General features: G+C 70.0%; 14 protein-coding genes and 1 pseudogene. 7 read left to right on the top strand and 8 right to left on the bottom strand.

Features of this window, described 5'->3' with window-relative positions:
• Window positions 1–252 precede the first annotated feature (252 nt).
• Entirely contained in the window at window positions 253–1161 is a 909-nt protein-coding gene (locus tag JGS39_RS24585) for an aminoglycoside phosphotransferase family protein (protein WP_219571627.1), read from the bottom strand.
• Window positions 1162–1410: 249 nt separating this feature from the next.
• Between JGS39_RS24585 and JGS39_RS24580 the strand changes: the two genes are divergently transcribed.
• A complete protein-coding gene (locus JGS39_RS24580; protein ID WP_219571626.1) occupies window positions 1411–2439 on the top strand; it encodes a S66 family peptidase in 1029 nt (342 codons plus the stop codon).
• Between the two features lie 22 nt (window positions 2440–2461).
• Here JGS39_RS24580 and JGS39_RS24575 read toward each other — a convergent pair whose 3' ends face one another.
• Together JGS39_RS24575 and JGS39_RS24570 are read right to left on the bottom strand one after the other, a co-directional pair.
• Window positions 2462–2662: a DUF397 domain-containing protein gene (locus JGS39_RS24575; protein WP_219571625.1), complete on the bottom strand. Its 201-nt coding sequence runs from the start codon at window positions 2660–2662 to the stop codon at window positions 2462–2464.
• Window positions 2659–3483 (bottom strand): helix-turn-helix domain-containing protein, encoded by an 825-nt coding sequence (locus JGS39_RS24570; protein WP_219571624.1) that lies wholly within the window; start codon window positions 3481–3483, stop codon window positions 2659–2661. Before JGS39_RS24570 ends, JGS39_RS24575 begins: the two co-directional genes overlap by 4 nt.
• 139 nt (window positions 3484–3622) lie before the next feature.
• On the opposite strand from JGS39_RS24570, the gene JGS39_RS24565 reads away from it, so the two are divergent.
• Both JGS39_RS24565 and JGS39_RS24560 read left to right on the top strand, forming a co-directional pair.
• Entirely contained in the window at window positions 3623–3931 is a 309-nt protein-coding gene (locus JGS39_RS24565; protein ID WP_219571623.1) for a hypothetical protein, read from the top strand.
• Between the two features lie 129 nt (window positions 3932–4060).
• Complete coding sequence (locus JGS39_RS24560; protein WP_219571622.1) at window positions 4061–5176, top strand: ADP-ribosylglycohydrolase family protein; 1116 nt, start codon at window positions 4061–4063, stop codon at window positions 5174–5176.
• Between the two features lie 117 nt (window positions 5177–5293).
• Here the strand turns inward: JGS39_RS24560 and JGS39_RS24555 are convergent, their stop codons facing one another.
• Together JGS39_RS24555 and JGS39_RS24550 are read right to left on the bottom strand one after the other, a co-directional pair.
• Window positions 5294–6865 (bottom strand): sodium:solute symporter family protein, encoded by a 1572-nt coding sequence (locus JGS39_RS24555; RefSeq protein ID WP_219571621.1) that lies wholly within the window; start codon window positions 6863–6865, stop codon window positions 5294–5296.
• Between the two features lie 369 nt (window positions 6866–7234).
• The gene (locus JGS39_RS24550; protein ID WP_148019216.1) at window positions 7235–8017 is read right to left on the bottom strand and encodes an SDR family oxidoreductase; all 783 of its coding nucleotides are present in this window, start codon (window positions 8015–8017) and stop codon (window positions 7235–7237) included.
• A 79-nt stretch (window positions 8018–8096) separates the two neighbouring features.
• Between JGS39_RS24550 and JGS39_RS24545 the strand changes: the two genes are divergently transcribed.
• A complete protein-coding gene (locus JGS39_RS24545; RefSeq protein ID WP_219571620.1) occupies window positions 8097–8966 on the top strand; it encodes a hypothetical protein in 870 nt (289 codons plus the stop codon).
• Window positions 8967–9155: 189 nt separating this feature from the next.
• Here JGS39_RS24545 and JGS39_RS24540 read toward each other — a convergent pair whose 3' ends face one another.
• The 3 genes from JGS39_RS24540 to JGS39_RS24530 form a co-directional block, all read right to left on the bottom strand.
• The gene (locus tag JGS39_RS24540) at window positions 9156–9362 is read right to left on the bottom strand and encodes a DUF397 domain-containing protein (protein WP_148019215.1); all 207 of its coding nucleotides are present in this window, start codon (window positions 9360–9362) and stop codon (window positions 9156–9158) included.
• Window positions 9363–9605: 243 nt separating this feature from the next.
• Window positions 9606–10475 (bottom strand): helix-turn-helix domain-containing protein, encoded by an 870-nt coding sequence (locus tag JGS39_RS24535; protein WP_219571619.1) that lies wholly within the window; start codon window positions 10473–10475, stop codon window positions 9606–9608.
• 275 nt (window positions 10476–10750) lie between these two features.
• A complete protein-coding gene (locus JGS39_RS24530) occupies window positions 10751–11473 on the bottom strand; it encodes a GOLPH3/VPS74 family protein (RefSeq protein WP_148019213.1) in 723 nt (240 codons plus the stop codon).
• Window positions 11474–11667: 194 nt separating this feature from the next.
• Here JGS39_RS24530 and JGS39_RS24525 point away from each other — a divergent pair, with 194 nt between their 5' ends.
• From JGS39_RS24525 to JGS39_RS24515, 3 genes and pseudogenes are all read left to right on the top strand, one after another.
• Window positions 11668–14316: a serine hydrolase gene (locus JGS39_RS24525; protein ID WP_219571628.1), complete on the top strand. Its 2649-nt coding sequence runs from the start codon at window positions 11668–11670 to the stop codon at window positions 14314–14316.
• Window positions 14317–14636: 320 nt separating this feature from the next.
• The gene (locus JGS39_RS24520) at window positions 14637–16472 is read left to right on the top strand and encodes a DUF8823 domain-containing protein (RefSeq protein WP_219571618.1); all 1836 of its coding nucleotides are present in this window, start codon (window positions 14637–14639) and stop codon (window positions 16470–16472) included.
• A 148-nt stretch (window positions 16473–16620) separates the two neighbouring features.
• Window positions 16621–16851: pseudogene (locus JGS39_RS24515) on the top strand (adhesin); the annotation flags it as partial.

The following is a 16851-nucleotide window of genomic DNA, read 5'->3' as shown; positions in this document are numbered from 1 at the left end:
CTCCTACGCCCTGGCCGCCGCCCTCCTGGCCGGACTCGCAGTACGGCCAGGAGGGCGGCGGCCAGGGCGTAGGAGGAGGCCCTGACACGAGTCATCTGCGTCATGCGTGCATGCTCGAAGGCCCGCACGTGGAGCGGTGTAACCCCGGGTGAACGGGGGACGAAGGTGCGTCCAACAGAGCCGCTGCGGGCAGGGACACGTTGCGGCGCAGCAGACGGCCGCCGCCCACCGCCGTGCGAGCCGGCCGGCCGGTCAGCCGAAGTGGTCGTGATCGGCCAGGACCGCCTCGATCACCCGCAGTTCGTCGTCCGCCCGTTCCGGATCCGTGCCGACGAACCCCGTCAGGTTCAGCAGCGCCTTCCACAGGGTCCAGCCCCGGGCCCGCGCCCAGGTGCCGGCGTCCTGGCCGACGGCCGTACGGAACGCCTCCCGGCTCTCGCCGTGGAACATGCCCCACGCGATCACCAGGTCGCAGGCCGGGTCACCGACACCCGAGGTCCCGAAGTCGATGACGGCCGACAGCTCGCCGTCCTCGACGAGCAGGTTGCCGGAGGCGATGTCGCCGTGGAACCACACGGGTTCGCCGTGCCATTCGGCAGCCAGGGCGGCGTCCCAGACCGCGCGTGCCCGGTCCGTGTCGGCATGGCCCCCCAGCGCGGCCAGGCAGCGCCGGGTCTCCTCGTCGTAGTGGGCGGGCGACGCGCCCCGGTACCAGCTGTGGTCCCCGGCGAGCGGGCCGCCCGTCGCGTCGCAGCGCTGGAGGGCGCGGACGAACCCGGCCACCTGGACGGCGAACGGTGAGAGATCCTCGAAGTGGGCCCGGGCGGCGGTCTCGCCCCGCAGCCAGCGCCGGACCGACCACGGATACGGATAGCCCTCGCCCGGAGCCCCCAGCGCGAGTACCGGAGGCACGGCGACCGGCAGCGTCGGGGCGAGGCGCGGCAGCCAGTGGTGCTCCTTCTCCACCGCGGGGACGTAACCGGCGGCGGTGGGCAGCCGGGCCGTCATCGCGTCGCCGAGGCGATAGGTCCGGTTGTCCCAGCCGTCGACCTCGACGGGTGTCACGGGAAGCCCGCTCCACTGAGGGAACTGGGCGTCGATCAGGCGCTTGACGAGTGCGGCGTCGATGCCGGCGCGACCGTCGGGGTGGGGGGATGGCATCACGCGATCATCGCTCCGGACGGCCGGGTGGCACAACGAGGTTTCGCCACCCGTCCCCGGCGGCCTCACTTCCAGGGATCGCCGATCCGGATGTGCCGCTACCGCCCGGCACCCGGTCCGGTGACGGGCTCTGCCGCGCTCCTGGGGGTGGAGCCCGCGAACCGGTATGCCGGAAATCGTTCGGCACGACCGCAGCGGCGTGCCGGAAATCATTCGGCACGGCCGTAGCGGCGTGCCAGGATCCGGCGCATGACAGTTCGATATCCACGCCCCCTCCGTCCCGGTGACCGCGTCGGCATCACCTCCCCTTCGAGCGGGGTCCCGGACGACCTTCGCGCACGCCTCGACGTGGCCGTTCGTGCTGTGGAGGCCCGGGGGTACGAGGTCGTCGTCGGCCACTGCATGGACGGCGCCGGTCATGCCAGTGCTCCTGCGGCCGACCGCGCCGGCGAACTGATGGCCATGCTGACGGATCCGGGCATCAGGGCGGTGGTGCCGCCCTGGGGCGGGGAGATGGCGATCGACGTGCTGCCCCTGCTCGACTGGGACCGGCTGCGTGACGCCGAGCCGACGTGGCTGGTCGGGTTCTCCGACATGTCGACCGTCATGACGCCGCTCACCCTCCTCACCGGCGTAGCGACCCTGCACGGCAACAACCTGATGGACACGCCCTACCGGGCACCCGAGGGGCTCCTGTCGTGGCTCGACATCGCCGCCGCTCCGCAGGGGCACCGATTCACGCAGTCCCCGCCCAACCGCCACCGCGCCACGGGCTGGGACGACTACCGTGCCCGGCCCGAGGTGAGCGAGTACACGCTCGATACGCCGGGCACGTGGACCAGGCTGGACGCCGACGGTGACGTGGAGGTCGAAGGACGCCTGATCGGGGGCTGCATCGAGACACTCTGCAACCTCACGGGAACGGGCTACCTCGACGTCTCCGCCTTCGCGCGCGCCCACGCCCCGGAAGGGCTCCTCGTCTATGTGGAAGCGGGCGGCGACGACGCCCTCACCATCTGCAGGAACCTTCACGGGATGCGCCTGGCCGGCTTCTTCGACGCGGCGAACGCGGTCCTCGTCGCCCGGACCTCGGCGCCGGACGCCGCCTCACTCACCCAGCACCAGGCCGTTCTCGAGGCGCTGGGCCCGTTGAACGTCCCGATCATCGCCGATGTCGAATGCGGGCATGTGCCGCCGTACCTGCCCCTCGTCAACGGAGCGCGCGGCCGGGTCGTACACACCCAGGCCCGGAGCGAACTGACCCAGACCCTGGACTGACGCCCCGAGCCGGCCGGCCGGGTCAGCGCCTGGCCGCGTACGCCACGAACGCGGACCAGGCGCCCGGCCCGAAGACGAGCGCGGGCCCGGTGGGGGCCTTGCTGTCACGGACGGGGACGAGGGCGGGGAAGGTGTCCGACACCTCGACGCAGTTGTTGGCGCCGCCGTCGCTGTAACTGGACTTGCGCCAGGTCGCGGTGGAGAGGTCGGGGGTTCGGCTCATGATCTGTGATCCTCCAGGACACCCCTGATGAACGCGGTGGAGTCCGGCGGGGGCAGCGCCAGATCCCGGAGCCGATCGTAGGACAGCCGATAGCGCGTCACGGCGGCCGGATCCTCGATCAACTCCGCGCATCCATTGCCTTCCGTGTAGGCAACGGCGCTCGCGTCGTCCTGCCAGAGCAACGTCAGGGAACCGTCCATCAGATGGTGCGCCCCGGCGGCGAAGGGCAGGACCTGAAGGACGACGGAGGCGGTCTCGCCCATGTCGAGCAGATGCGTCAGCTGTTCGTCCCACGCCTTGGGGTCCGCGACCGGCCTGCGGAGCGCGTACTCGTCCATGATGATCCGTACGGACGGGGCCGGTTTACGGTGCAGCAGTTGCTGACGTCCCATGCGGGCTATGACCTGTTCCTCCACCAACTCGGCCTCGGTGTCGGTTTCCTGGGCGCCGGACAACAGCTCCCGCGCCACCTCTTCCGTCTGGAACAGGCCCGGGATGCCGAGAGTGAAGAGGTGCATGATGCGGGCCGTCGGCTCCAGCCGCATGAACTCCTTGTACCGGTCCTTGAAGACCTCCTTGCGCGCCACCTTCCAGAGCTGCACCAGCAGGCCCCCGGAGTCGTAGAACCGGTCCAGGTCCTCCATCACCGCGAGCTTGGACAGGCGTTGGCTGACCTCCAGGCGGTAGAGGTAGCTCTTGTCGTAGCGGGTCTCCTCGGCGAGCCGGCCGAGGGAGAGTCCCGCCTTCTCGCGTAAGTACCGAAGGGCGCGGCCGAGCGCGGCGCGGCCCGACTCCTCGTCGGTGGGCGTGAGTTCGGTCATCGGAGGCCCCTCGTTGTCCTGCGCGCGGGCAATCGTGTCTCTCTGTCCGAGCGTACGGCGGGCGCGTCATCATCGGGTCACGATCCGTCACCGTCACCCGTCGGTGGGACACAGCGCCCGCCGGCCGTCAGGAGCAGTCATGACCGACCTTCCTCCCCGCCTCCTTCCCTGGGCCTCCCCGGAGGGCAAACCGTGCTGGCTCAGCACCGATGATCCCGGGAGCCTGATGTCACGGCTGGCGGACGACATGGAGGACGAGCAGATCGAGTGCGGCGAGCAGGTGTGGGCGGGGTCGCGGGCCGTGCTGGCCGACCGGGCGGCGGGGGAGCGGGCGGTGCGGTTCGCGCTCACCCGGGCCACGGAATCGTTGGGAGACCTGCTGCGGATCGCGCAGAGCCGGGGGCACCGGATGCAGCGGCAATCTCCGGAGAATGCCGCGCAAAACTGAACCGAACCAGCTACTCCGTACATACCGTTCCGCCCCCGGCAGCCCCGTACCCGTTCGATTACAGTGCTGCGCAGTTACCGCACAGTCGCACACGGGAACGAAGCCCAAGGGCCGACGGGAAGGGGCACGGTGAGCTCAGCGACCACAGCTGTCTGGGGCCGTGCCGAGCAGCAGGACTTCCGCAGCCGGGTACGCGGCGCACTGCTCGGCGGCGCCATCGGTGACGCGCTCGGCGCGGGTGTCAGCACGCTCACGCTGGAGGAGATCCGCGAGGCCCACGGGGCCGACGCCGTCACCGACTTCGTCGCCGCGCACGGCGGGCGCGGCTGCGTCACCGCCGTCACCCAGCTCACCCTGTTCACCGTCGACGGGCTGATCCGCGCCCAGGTCCGCCGCGACACCGGCGCCTGGCACCCTCCCACCGATGTGCACCAGGCCCATCTGCGCTGGGCCGCCACCCAGCACGACTGGGGGCCCGACGAGCGGCGCAAGGACAACGGCTGGCTCGCCGGGCAGGAGTGGCTCTACAGTCGCCGCGCCCCCACACGGGAGTGCCTGGGCGGCTTCGGTGACAGTGTTATGGGGACCCTCGACCGGCCCAAGTACCCCACCGCGCATGACTCGGCCGCGCTGACCCGCTCCGCCCCGTTCGGGCTGCTCGTCGGCTGGGAGCCGCAGCTCGTGTTCCAGCTGGCCGTCGAGTGCGCCGCCCAGACCCACGGCCACCCCACCGCCCTGCTGTCCGCCGGCGCCCTCGCCGTGATCATGCACGGGCTGGCGCGCGGCGAGACGCTGGACGGCTCCGTGCAGCACGGGCTGGCCCTGCTCGCCGAGCGGCCGGGCCACGAGCCCGTCACCGAGGCGCTCCAGCAGGCGCTGGGCACCGTGCGCCAGGGCATCCCGGGCCCCGCGCTCATCGAGTCGCTGTGTGCCACGGACTCCGCCGAGGAGGTCCTCGCGGTGGCCGTGTACTGCGCCCTGGTCGGTGAGGACATCCGGCACGGGCTGCGGCTGGCCGTGAACCACGGCGGGCCGTCCGCCGCCACCGGGGCCCTGTGCGGGGCGCTGCTCGGCGCGCTGCACGGCGAGACCGCGCTGCCGCCCGCCTGGCTGGCCGAGTTGGAGGGCCGCGCGACCCTTCTGGAGCTCGCCGACGACTTCGCCATGGAGATGACGCAGGGGCCCGCCCTGCACAGTCCGGCCGCCGCGGCCCCGGGCTGGCTGGCCCGCTACCCGCGCGGCTGAGGCTCCCGGCAGGGAAGAGCGGCTGAGGCTCCCGACAGGGAAAAGGGGCGGGCCGTACGTACGGAAGCCGCCGCATCCGTACGTACCACCCGCCCCCACCCCGTACAGCCGCAGGCGTCAGTCCTTCACGCCCTCAACGGCTGCCACGTCCTCGGGGCCGCGCTGGGGCGGCAGGGGCGCACCGGTCGCCGAGTCCCCGCCGTCCGTGTTGATCTGCTCGATGATCGCGTCGCGCTCCGGGGTGTCCTCCGGTTTGATGAAGCCGATGACGATGTAGAGCACCAGCGAGATCGCGAGCGGCAGCGCCACCTGGTACTGCAGGGCGACGTCCGTCTTCACCGAACCGTCGAAGTTGTAGTTGGTGAAGTAGAACGCCAGCAGACCCGCCGCCCAGCTGGTGAGAGCCGCTGTCGGTCCCGACTTACGGAACCGGCGGAGCAGACCCAGCATGAACGGGATCGCGATCGGGCCCATCAGACCGGCGACCCACTTGATGACGACCGAGATGATGTCCTTGAACGTCGGCGAGTTGATCTGGGTCGCCAGTGCCATGGACAGCCCCAGGAAGCCGAGCGTGGAGAGCCGCGCGGCCATCAGGCCGGCGCGGTCGCTCCAGTTGCGGGCCGCCTTGGAGAAGACCGGGGCGATGTCGCGGGTGAAGACCGCCGCGATGGCGTTGGCGTCCGAGGAGCACATGGCCATCGTGTGCGAGAAGAAGCCCACGATCACCAGGCCCAGCAGACCGTGCGGCAGCAACTGCTCGGTCATCAGCGCGTAGCTGTCCGAGGCGTCCGGCTTCTGCGCGTCCACGAGCAGCGGGGCGCACCACATCGGGAAGAACAGGACCGTCGGCCAGACCAGCCACAGGACGGCGGAGAGCCGCGCCGAGCGGGTCGCGGAGGCGGCGGAGTCCGTGGCCATGTAGCGCTGGGCCTGGTTCCACATGCCGCCGTTGTACTCGAAGGTCTTGATGAACAGGTACGCCAGCAGGAACGTCACCGTGTACGGGCCGGCCGTCGGGTCCGCGTGGCCCTCGGGCAGCTTGTCCCAGACCGTCCACAGGGTGCTGACGCCGTCGAGCTTGCTCATCGCGGCGACGAGCATCGCGATACCGGCGAACAGCTGGATGACGAACTGCCCCAGCTCGGTGAGCGCGTCGGCCCACAGACCGCCGACCGTGCAGTAGACGGCCGTGATGAGGCCGGTGATGAAGATGCCCTGGGTCAGGGTGATGCCCGTGAAGACGGAGAGCAGGGTGGCGATGGCCGCCCACTTGGCGCCGACGTCCACGATCTTCAGCAGCAGACCGGACCAGGCGAGCGCCTGCTGGGTCTGGATGTTGTAGCGGTTCTTCAGGTACTCGAGCGGCGAGGCGACGTGCAGCCGCGAGCGCAGCCGGTTGAGCCGGGGCGCGAAGAGCTTGGCGCCGATCCCGATACCGATGGCGATGGGGAGCGACCACGTCACGAAGGACGTGACGCCGTACTGGTACGCGATGCCGGCGTAGCCGGTGAACATCACGGCGCTGTAGCCGGACATGTGGTGCGAGATGCCGGAAAGCCACCACGGCATCTTGCCGCCGGCCGTGAAGAAGTCGCTGACGTTGTCGACACGCTTGTGGGACCAGAGTCCGATCGCGATCATCACGCCGAAGTAGCCGATGAGCACGACCCAGTCGAGACTGTTCATGTGCCCCCTCCTGGGGTCCGCCTTGTGAACGGGTACGCACTTCGTCAGTACGGCCGTTCAGCGGTGTCCCCGTGCGGGAACGGGGACTTCGGGGATTGAACCGCCTGTTCGGCACCTCGGTCAAGGTCTCCAGCGGTCAGAGATGTGAACGCGGATCAGTTAGCCGAACGATTTTACTTGTTCTTGACCAACGAAAGCGTTGTCGTGCACGTGACGGGGGCCACACGATGAGCGGGCACTTCGTCAGGCTGTGCAGAGAAACAAGGGAACGTCCAGGAACGCCGAAAGACCGCACGGGATGCGGGTCCCGTGCGGCCGAGAAGGAGGAGAACTGACCTTGCCGAACTCCCTGCGGAGCGCGTCCGCGCGTCAGCGCATCAGCTCGCCGGCGTTGACGAGCAGGGACTGCCCGGTGATCGCCCGTGCCCGGTCGGAGGCCAGGAAGACCGCGGCCTCCGCCACATCGCCGTCCGTCGCCAGCTCGGGCAGCGCCATGCGTTCCGAGAGCCTCCCCAGTACCTCGGACTCGGGCACCGCCTCGGTGTGTGCGGTGAACTGCACGTAGGCCTGCACCGGCGGCCCCCACATCCAGCCCGGCAGCACGGTGTTCACCCGGATCCGGTGCGGGCCGAACTCCCAGGCCATGGAGTACATCGCCGAGGTCAGTGCGCCCTTGGAGGCCGCGTACGCCGCCTGCCGCACCTGTGACGGCGCCGCCACCGCGGACTGCGTGCCGATGACGACGACCGAGCCGCCGCGCTCCTTGAGGGCGGGCAGGCAGGCGCGCGTCATCCGCAGGGTGCCGAGCAGATTGACGTCGACGACCGCCTTCCAGGTGTCCAGGTCGGCGTCCTCGACCCCGCCGAAATAGCTGTCCCAGGCGGCGACATGGACCACCGCGTCGATCCGCCCGAACCGCTCGACGGCCAGCGCCGCGAGCGCCTCGCACTGCGCCTCGTCAGTGATGTCGGTGGCCAGGTGGGCGGTGTGCAGCCCCTCCGGATCGATCTCCGCGGCCGACTTGGCGAGATTGGCCGCGGTCCGCGCCCCGAGGACGGCATTGCCTCCGTCACGCACGACCGTGGCCGCGATCTGATGCCCGAGCCCGGCGCCCACCCCGGACACGATGACGGTCTTCCCCGCGAGCAACATCGGCGCCTCCCGGCTCTGGAACTTCTTCTGACGGGGCGTCAGAGTAGGTCCCTCCGGCGGAGTACGGAAGGGGAACGGCATGGGTGAGGGAACGAGGCCCGAAGAAGAGCGGGCCGGCGGGACGCGGAGTGACACGTACGCCGAACTGGCCGCACTGGGGCCGTACGGCGTCCATCCCGGCCACGCGCTGATCACCATGGTGGAACCGCATCCGGGCCACGAGTTCGCGTACAACCGGTGGTATGAAGATGATCACTATTACGCCGGTGCGATGGCGATGCCCTGGATGTTCTCCGGCCGGCGCTGGGTGGCCACCCGGGAGCTCCAGGAGTTGCGCTACCCGGACAAGTCCGCGGTCGCGCAGCCGGTCGGCGCCGGGTGCTATCTGTCCACGTACTGGGTGACGGACGGGCGCTACGACGACCACATGAAGTGGACCGTCGGCATCAACAAGCGGCTGAACCGCGACGGCCGGGTCTACCAGGACCGCACCCACGTCTTCACGGCGTTCCAGGACCACGAGGCGACGGTCTACCGGGACGGGGCCGCGGGGCCCCGGGATTTCCACGCACTCGACCATCCCTACCGCGGGCTGGTCCTGGAGGTGATCGACGCCGAAGGGCCCGAGCAGCGGGCCGAGTTGCTGGAGTGGCTGCGCTCCCGGCATCTGCCGAAGCGGCTGAGCGGGTCGCCTGCGGCGATGGTGACCGTGTTCCGCCCCACGCCGTTGCCGGGCGACCGGATGACTTATGTGAAGCAGGTCGAGGGCGTCGACACCCGGCTGACCCTGCTCTGGTTCCTCCAGGAGGACCCGCGGGCCTGCTGGGCGGAGCACTTCGCCGGGCTCGACGCGACGGTGGCGGAGTCGGGTCTGGGGCGGGTGGAGCTGGTGGCGCCGTTCATCCCGACCCTGCCGGGAACGGACCGGTACGTGGATCAGCTGCGCTGAATCGGGCGCACCGGCCGGTACGTGGATCCGCCGCGCTCAATCGGGTGGCGGGTGGCGGGTGCTGCCGTGCGGTGGCCGGGCTCCCCGCAGTCGTGCGAGAAGCCCTCTCGGCCAGGACGGCGAACCGGACGAGAGGGCTACCGGCTGCACCTGAATCGGTGCGGCGGTACGGCGTATGGGAAGCATCGGTCAGGCGGTGACGGAGCCCTTGGCGACGTCACGCACGAACGTGTTCCAGGCGCCGGGGACGAAGGTGAGCGAAGGGCCTTCGGGCGCCTTCGAGTCACGCACCGCAATCGCCTGCACAAGAGGGGACTTGACTTCGACGCAGGCGCCGTTGCCCCCGGAATACGACGACTTCGTCCAGTTTTCCGTAGCACCCTGACGAATGGCCATGTTCACTCCGGTTCAGAGAGTTGTGTGAGCGCCAGCGGATTCCCCGGTGGCGTGATCGACGCTACTCGCCAAGCTCCCCGAGTGAAGGGGCCGTTCACTCGACCGGATGGTATATACCATGCAGGTCTTCCGTTGCGAGGTGGCGACGGTGTACCGTGCCGTCGCCTCACTCGTAACATCACTTCATTTCTCTCATACCGGACTTTGTGGGCTGGCTGGTTTACATGCCCGTCCAGCCGGAGTTCACCCCGTTTTCAGGCGGGTGTACTCCTTCGCGATGCCGTCGATGAAATGCCGGGTCTGCTCCACGTTCAGCGCCTGTGCCCTCAGGTGCTCGTACATGACGCTGTATCGCTGCACGTCATTCGCCTTCTCCAGATAGAGGTCGCTGGTGACGCCCTCGATATAGACGACGCTGGAATCCGCGGCGTCCGGGAATTCCAGAATGGCGTACTGCCCGTTGATGCCCGGGTGCGCACCCATGTCGAACGGCAGTACCTGGACGGTCACATGCGGCAGGTGCGACAGCTCCACCAGCCGCTCCAGCTGCTCGATCATCACCTGCTTGCCGCCGACCAGCCGGCGCAGCGCGGACTCGTCGATGACCGCCCACAGCCGCAGAGGGTGCTCGGGGGCGGTGATCCGGTCCTGGCGGCGCGAACGGACGCTGACGCGCTTGTCGATGTCCGCCGGCGGGGCCTCCGGCAGCGCGCCGTTGATCAACGCCTCGGCGTACTGCCGCGTCTGCAACAGGCCGGGGATCACCTGGGGTTCGTACACCCGCAGTGACTCGGCGTCGGTCTCGAGGCCGATGTAGACGCTGTACGGGATGTCGCCGAAGGCGTGCCACCAGCCCTGCTGACGGGAGTCCTTGGCCATCTGCATGAGCGAGTCGACGACCCGGACGTCCTCGACCTCGTACACCCCGCAGAGGTCGCGCACGTCGCGCTGGCTGATGGAGCGGCGGCCGTTCTCCAGGCGGCTGATCTTGGACTGCGAGACCAGCAGCCGCTCCGCCACCTCCTCGGCCGTCATGCCCTTGATCTCGCGCAGTCGGCGCAATTCCTGACCCAACCGGCGTCGCCTGACGGTGGGATTGACGTTGGACGGCACGGAAACGGCACCTCCGGCTATGTAGCTGTGCGTATCTACTGCTCAGCAGATTGCCACCCGTGGGCCCGGCCGCGCTGGAAAACGGCCACACGCAGCAACGCGGGGCAGCCGGTGGTACCGGCTGCCCCGCGCTTGGTGCGGCTCCCGAACCGGGTCTTTGGGGACGACGGCGCGGCGGTATGCGGTTGTTGCGGTGGTGCGTTGTCGAGCGTTGTGGTTCTCGGCGGTGCAAGTGATGCCGGTGGTGCGGGTGCTGCCTCGACGCCCGAGCGGCCCTAATGGGCCACGGTGTGCGCCATGCTGTCGCGGCGTGACTGCGACTGCACTTGCTGTTGCAACGGAACGCCGGCCGCCTGGTTGCGGCGCGGTTGTGCGACGGCCCCGTTCTGGACGTCCATGACGGCGTGCGCCACGAGACCGCCCATGGGGTCGTGTCTGATCAGGTCCCGGAGCCGGGAGCGCGATGAGCGCCCCTCGTTCCCGGGGTAAAGGTGCTTGCCGAGTCCGACCGCGTGGGCCAGCGCGGCGAGCGCCGCGGTCCGCGGGTCCGGCGGTACGCCGGTGCGGATCGCACTGTCCAGCCGGGCTCTGATGTCCCGGCTGATTGCCGTGTCCGTCGCCTGGTAGCGAGTCGTCGGCAGCACTCCGCACATCTGGCCCGCCACGGCATGCACCATGCCGCACCGCTCCAGATGAGCGAGGTAAATCTGGCGGAGCCCCAGCCGGGGTCCGCCGATCCAGTGGACGGCCCGGACCGGGCTGCCGCGTCTGCGCAGCAGTTCCAGTGCGGAGTCCAGAGTCGGATCTCCTGTCGGCCGTGGCATCACCACGGCGATACGATCCCCATCAGGGGCTATCCGTCCTGCCAGAGCCAGCTCTACTAGCTGTGCCCCGGCCAGGCCGAGGTCGAGCGACTGCGGCTGCGCTGTGGTACCCGTGGTCGGGTCCAGAGCGAGCAACAGAAGCTCCTCCGGAATTGTTCTGCGGCTCCTGCCCATCCATGCCTCCCCGCGTGGATGAGTGACAGGGTGACCCCTCTCACATCTGTCTGTCGAGGGTGCCTGGGTGCTTTATACGGGAACCAGTAGGTATGTCGTTCTCGTCTAGCAGCCCGGCCAAGGGTTCACACGGGACACTGGTAGATGGTTCGGACAGCGCGGGGATGTCCCCGCGCCGCATGGAGGAGGCATCGGTGGCGGGCGAGTCCCCCGACAAGTCGGAGCAGCAGAAGTCGTCGGGAACGACTCGGAGCGAGACCGATCCGCGTCTTTCCGTGTTCCGTGAACCCGCCTCTCCGGAGGAGTCCGGAGGCGGTACGGACACGGCGACGGCGGTTTTCCGCACGCAGCGGTCCGAGCCGGAGGAGCCGGACGGCGCCGAGGGCGCCGAGGCCGGTGTCGCCGATGGTGAGGCAGGAGCCGGAGAGTCCGCTGACACGTCTGCCGGCGGGACCGCTTCGGACGACTCCGTTTCGGTCGGATCCGCCTCGGAGGGCTCCGCTTCGGACGACTCCGAGGAATCGGATGCGGTGACTCCTCAGGAGCCCGAGGCCGTCGAGGGTGCCGAAGGGGCCACGGAGGCCGTAGAAGGCCCTGAGAGCCCGGCGGAGGCCCCCGAGGCCGCTACGGACGCTCCGGAGGCGCGGGCGGAGGCCGAGGAGCCTGTGGAGCCCGTGGAGCCTTCGGAGTCCGTTGAGCCCGTGGAGCCTTCGAAGGACGAGCGCGTCGAGCCCGTCGACTCCGCGGACGACGAGTCCGACGATGAGTCGGCCGGGGCCGCCGAGGCCGCCGAGGCCGCCGAGCCCGAGGAGGGCGATGCGCGGCTGCGTGCCGCTGTTGCCGCGTGGGTGTCCAAGGACGGGGACCCGGAGGACGCGGAGGACGGGGAGGACGGGGACGCGAAGAGTGACGCGCCCGCCGCCGAGGCCGATGCCGCTGCGGAGCCGGAGCCGGAGCCGGAGCCGGAGCCGGAGCCGGAGCCGGAGCCGGAGCCGGAGGCGCCTGCGGCGTCGGACGGTGAAGACGCGGCGCCCGAAGACGACGGGACGCCGACCGGCACCGACGAGACCGACGAGACCGATGCAGGCGCCGACGACACCGCTGCCGACGCCGGGGCAGATAACTACGACGCCCCCGACACCGCTGTCGGCACCGCCTCCGACGTGCGCGTTCCCCGGACCCGTGAGGAGCCCGTCGACGCCCGTGAGGAGTCCGTCGACAAGGCACAGCCCGCCGCGGACACGCGCGGAATCGATCAGGCGACGGCCGTCTTCAAGGCGCCGAGGCTGCCCCGCGTCGACCAGCCGACGACCGCGCTGAAGATCACCCCGCCGCCGGCGGAGCAGAAGCCGAAGTCCGGTCCGCAGACCGGGTCGAGGCCGGAGGCCCCTGCCGAGCGGACCAGCAAGTTCGTGAAGCTGCGCGCGGACGACGTACGCCCGGCGCCCGCGCCCCGCACCCCGGAGGTACCGGCCCCCGCGATTCCCGGCGCCGCTCAGCAGCAGCCCGCCGCGTCGCTCAGCGGTGCCGAGCGGACCCGGCAGCAGCCGATGCCGCCCCGGCCGCCGCTCGACCTGCTCGCGGAGCTGACGAACACCCCGCCGCCGCCGGAGACCCCGGTCCGCACCGCCGTGCGCCGGGTCAAGATCTGGACCCCGCTGGTCATCCTGCTGCTGATCATCTTTGCAGTCGTGCAGATGGTGCGTCCGTTGCCGGCCCCGGCGCTGACGATGACGGCGGAGTCCGCGTACACCTTCAAGGGCGGCGACCTGAACCTCTCCTGGCCCGAGCAGGGGCAGTCGGCGGTCACCGTGGACGGCGTCGGCTCGCTCGGTTCGGCGGGCGCGCAGAAGCCTGCGCCCATCGCCAGCGTCGCCAAGATCATGACGGCGTACGTGGTGCTGAAGGAGCACCCGCTCACGGCCAAGGAGCAGGGCGAGAAAATCACCGTCGACCAGCAGGCGGAGGACGAGTCCAAGCTGGGCGACGAGTCCACCGCGCCGATCAGCGAGGGACAGCAGTTCACCGAGAAGCAGCTGCTGCAGCTCCTGATGATCCCGTCGGGGAACAACGCCGCTCGCCTCTTTGCCCGCTGGGACTCGTCCGAGACGGAGTTCATCGCGAAGATGAACGCCGCGGCCAAGGACCTCGGCATGACCGGCACCACGTACACGGACCCGAGCGGTCTGAAGAAGACGACGGTGTCCACCGCCGCCGACCAGCTGAAGCTGGCCAAGGCCGTGATGCAGAACGAGATCTTCCGGGAGATCGTCGACACCCCGCAGATCAAGATCGACGGTATCGACGGGACGATCTACAACAACAACACGATCCTGCTTGAGCCGGGTGTGAGCGGCATCAAGACCGGCTCCTCCACGCCGGCCGGCGGCAACCTGGTCTGGTCCGCCAACACGGTCGTGGACGGCAAGACGCTCTGGATCTACGGCGCGGTCATGGGACAGCAGGCGGGTACCGGCCAGCCCTACGACAGCCTCGTGATGTCGCTGAACAACAGCCTCAAGCTGATCCGGGACGCGCAGAAGGCCGTGACGTCCGCCACGGTCGTGAAGAAGGGCGATGTCGTCGGGTACGTCGACGACGGGTTCGGCGGCCACACTCCGCTGGTCGCGACCGGTGACCTCAAGGCGAAGGGCTGGGCGGGGCTGAAGATCGAGCTGTCCGTGAAGGGCAACGGCGAAGAGATCTCGCGCAGCATGAAGGCGGGCACGAAGGTCGGCGTGGTGACCGTGGGGACGGGCCCCGGAAAGGTCAGCACCCCGGTCGCCCTCCAGGAGGACCTGAAGGACCCGAGCTTCGGCCAGAAGCTGACCCGGATCGGCTGACGCTCCGCCGCCTCCCCGGTCCGGAGGACCGGGGAGGCGGCGGAGAACCAAGGAAGGACCCGGGAAGGCTCGCCCCAGGGAGGACCCGGGAAGGCCCGGGCTTGGCCCGTGAAGGCCCGGGCCGGGGAAGGGCCAGGGAGTACCCGAGGTGCGAGGCACCTCACGGGCCTTGCCGGGCCCTTTCCGGGCGGTGGCGCGAATGTGCGTGTTAGCGTCCCGGGGGCAACGCGTGGACCCTGGAACGCGTCTTCCCGCCCATGAGACCCGAGCAGGCAAGCCGGCGGTTCCAACGCGTCCGGGGAGGGACGGGGAGAGTCGCAGTGACCACTGCCGAGCCGACACGGGCGAGCAGCACGGCTTCCGAAAGCTCCGCGAGGAGTACGGGCGGACCGGGCGGACCGGACGGACCGGGCGGAACCGGTGGGTTCACCGGGAGGTTCGACACCTTCAAGGAGCGGTGCCTGAGGCATCCGGTCCTGCTGACGACCGCGGTCGCGGCCGTCGCCCACATTCTCTGGTTCTTCTTCTTCGCCAACAGCGGCGGTGACATCGCGGCCCAGGACGCCTGGGCCGAGTTCGTCGGCCGGCATCCCGGGACGGCGTACAACCTGGCCTGGTACGGGGGCATGCACCCCGTCTCGTACAGCGTCGTCTCGCCGTATCTGATGTCGCTGGTCGGCGTCCGCACGACGATGATGATCGCCGGCACGGTCTCGGCGGGCCTGACCTCGCTGATCCTGTACCGGGTGAAGGCGGTGCGCAATCCGCTGGCCTGCTCGATGGCGGGTGTCTTCGCGTATCTGTGCAACGCGCTGTCGGGCCGGGTGACGTTCGGGCTCGGCATGATGTTCGCGATCGGCGCGACGGCGGCGGTGTTCTGCTGGCCGTACCGCTGGCGGTACAAGCGCTGGGCGAAGGCGGCCGTCGCCGCGCCGCTCGCCGCCCTCGCGACGGCGGGCAGTCCCGTGGCAGGGCTCTTCCTCGGCGTGATCGCGGCCGCGCTGTTCCTGCACAAGCGGCGCCCCGGCGCGTACGCGCTGGGGCTGGCGCCGGTCGTGGTGGTGGCGCTGTCCGCGTGGCTGTTCCCGTTCTCCGGTACGCAGCCGATGTCGATCGCGACGCTGTCGGGGCCGTTCGTCTTCGCCTGTCTCGTCTTCTTCCTCGTGCCGGGCGACTGGCGGACGGTGCGCACCGCGGCCGCCGTGTACGGCATCGGCACGCTGCTGACGTATGTGGTCGACTCGCAGATCGGCTCGAACATCTCGCGGATGGCGATGCTGTTCGCCGGGGTGGTGCTGCTGGCCGCGCTGCCGTACACCGTGCCCCGTTCCCGTAAGTGGTACGCACTGGTCCTCGCGTTCGTCGGGCTGAACTTCTGGATCGGCTTCAAGGGCGTCGACGACATCGTCCGGACCGCGCCCACCGCGTCCTGGACGCGGGCGCTGGCGCCGCTGGTCGACCAGCTCCAGAAGGTCGGGGCCGACCGGGGCCGGGTCGAGGTGGTCCCGCCGAGCAGCCACCGGGAGTCGGCAGCGATGCTGCAGCACGTCAACCTGGCCCGCGGCTGGAACCGGCAGGCCGACATGGAGCGCAACCCGCTCTTCTACGACGACACCCTGAACCCCGTGAACTACCGCCAGTGGCTCGACCGCTGGGCCGTCCACTACGTGGTGCTGCCGAAGGGCGACCCGGACTCCAGTGGTGCCGTCCAGGAGACGGAGATGGTCGACAAGGGGCTGCCGTACCTCAAGGCGATCTGGTCCGACGAGAACTGGCGGCTCTTCGCGGTCGACGGCCCCGTGCCGATGGCCGATCCGCCGGCGACGGTGGACAAGGCAGAGGCCGGGGAGCTGACCATCCATGTGAAGGAGGCGGGCCGGGTGCTGATCCGTATCCCGTACTCGCCCTGGCTCGCCGTCGTGGACGAGAAGGGCAAGAGCCTGGAGCGTCCGCAGGAGACCGAGGCGTCCAAGCAGCGCGCGGACAAGGACAGCCCGAAGTCCTTCGCCAACACGAACGGCTGCCTGATCAAGATGGACGAGGACGAGTACGGCGACGAGTGGACGGAGCTGCTCGCTCCGCGCCCCGGCGTGTACCGGCTCGGCGCCCCCTATCAGCTGCCGCCCGGGACGCCGTGCCCGGACGAACTGCGCTGACGCCCGCCGCCGGCCCCCGCGCAGTGGTGCGGGGGCCGGCCGGGCCGATTCCGCGCGATCCCCTCCCTGCGGGGACGCGGCACTGGCATGGTGTGCTGCCATGAGGTGCCAACAGTGCGGCGGTCAACGGCGTGGTGCGCTGCCCGGTATGAGCTGTCCCGACTGCGAATCGGTGACGCGTGCCGGCGGCGGTGACGGTGCGTGGATCGCCCGGGAGACGCTCGCGGGCCGGATGTCCACCCTGCCGGCGAGCCGTAAGGCCTGGCTGGCGGCGGGGGTGGTGGTACTGACGGGCGCGCTGGTGACGGCGGTGTCGTTCCTCGCGTCGGCGGGCGGCGAGACCCGGACCGGGGCGGTCGGCCGCCCGGGCCCCGGCGCC

Origin of the sequence: Streptomyces poriferorum (assembly GCF_019399235.1) — a bacterium.
Taxonomy (GTDB): domain Bacteria; phylum Actinomycetota; class Actinomycetes; order Streptomycetales; family Streptomycetaceae; genus Streptomyces; species Streptomyces poriferorum.
This window is presented reverse-complemented; position numbering and strand designations above follow the sequence as displayed.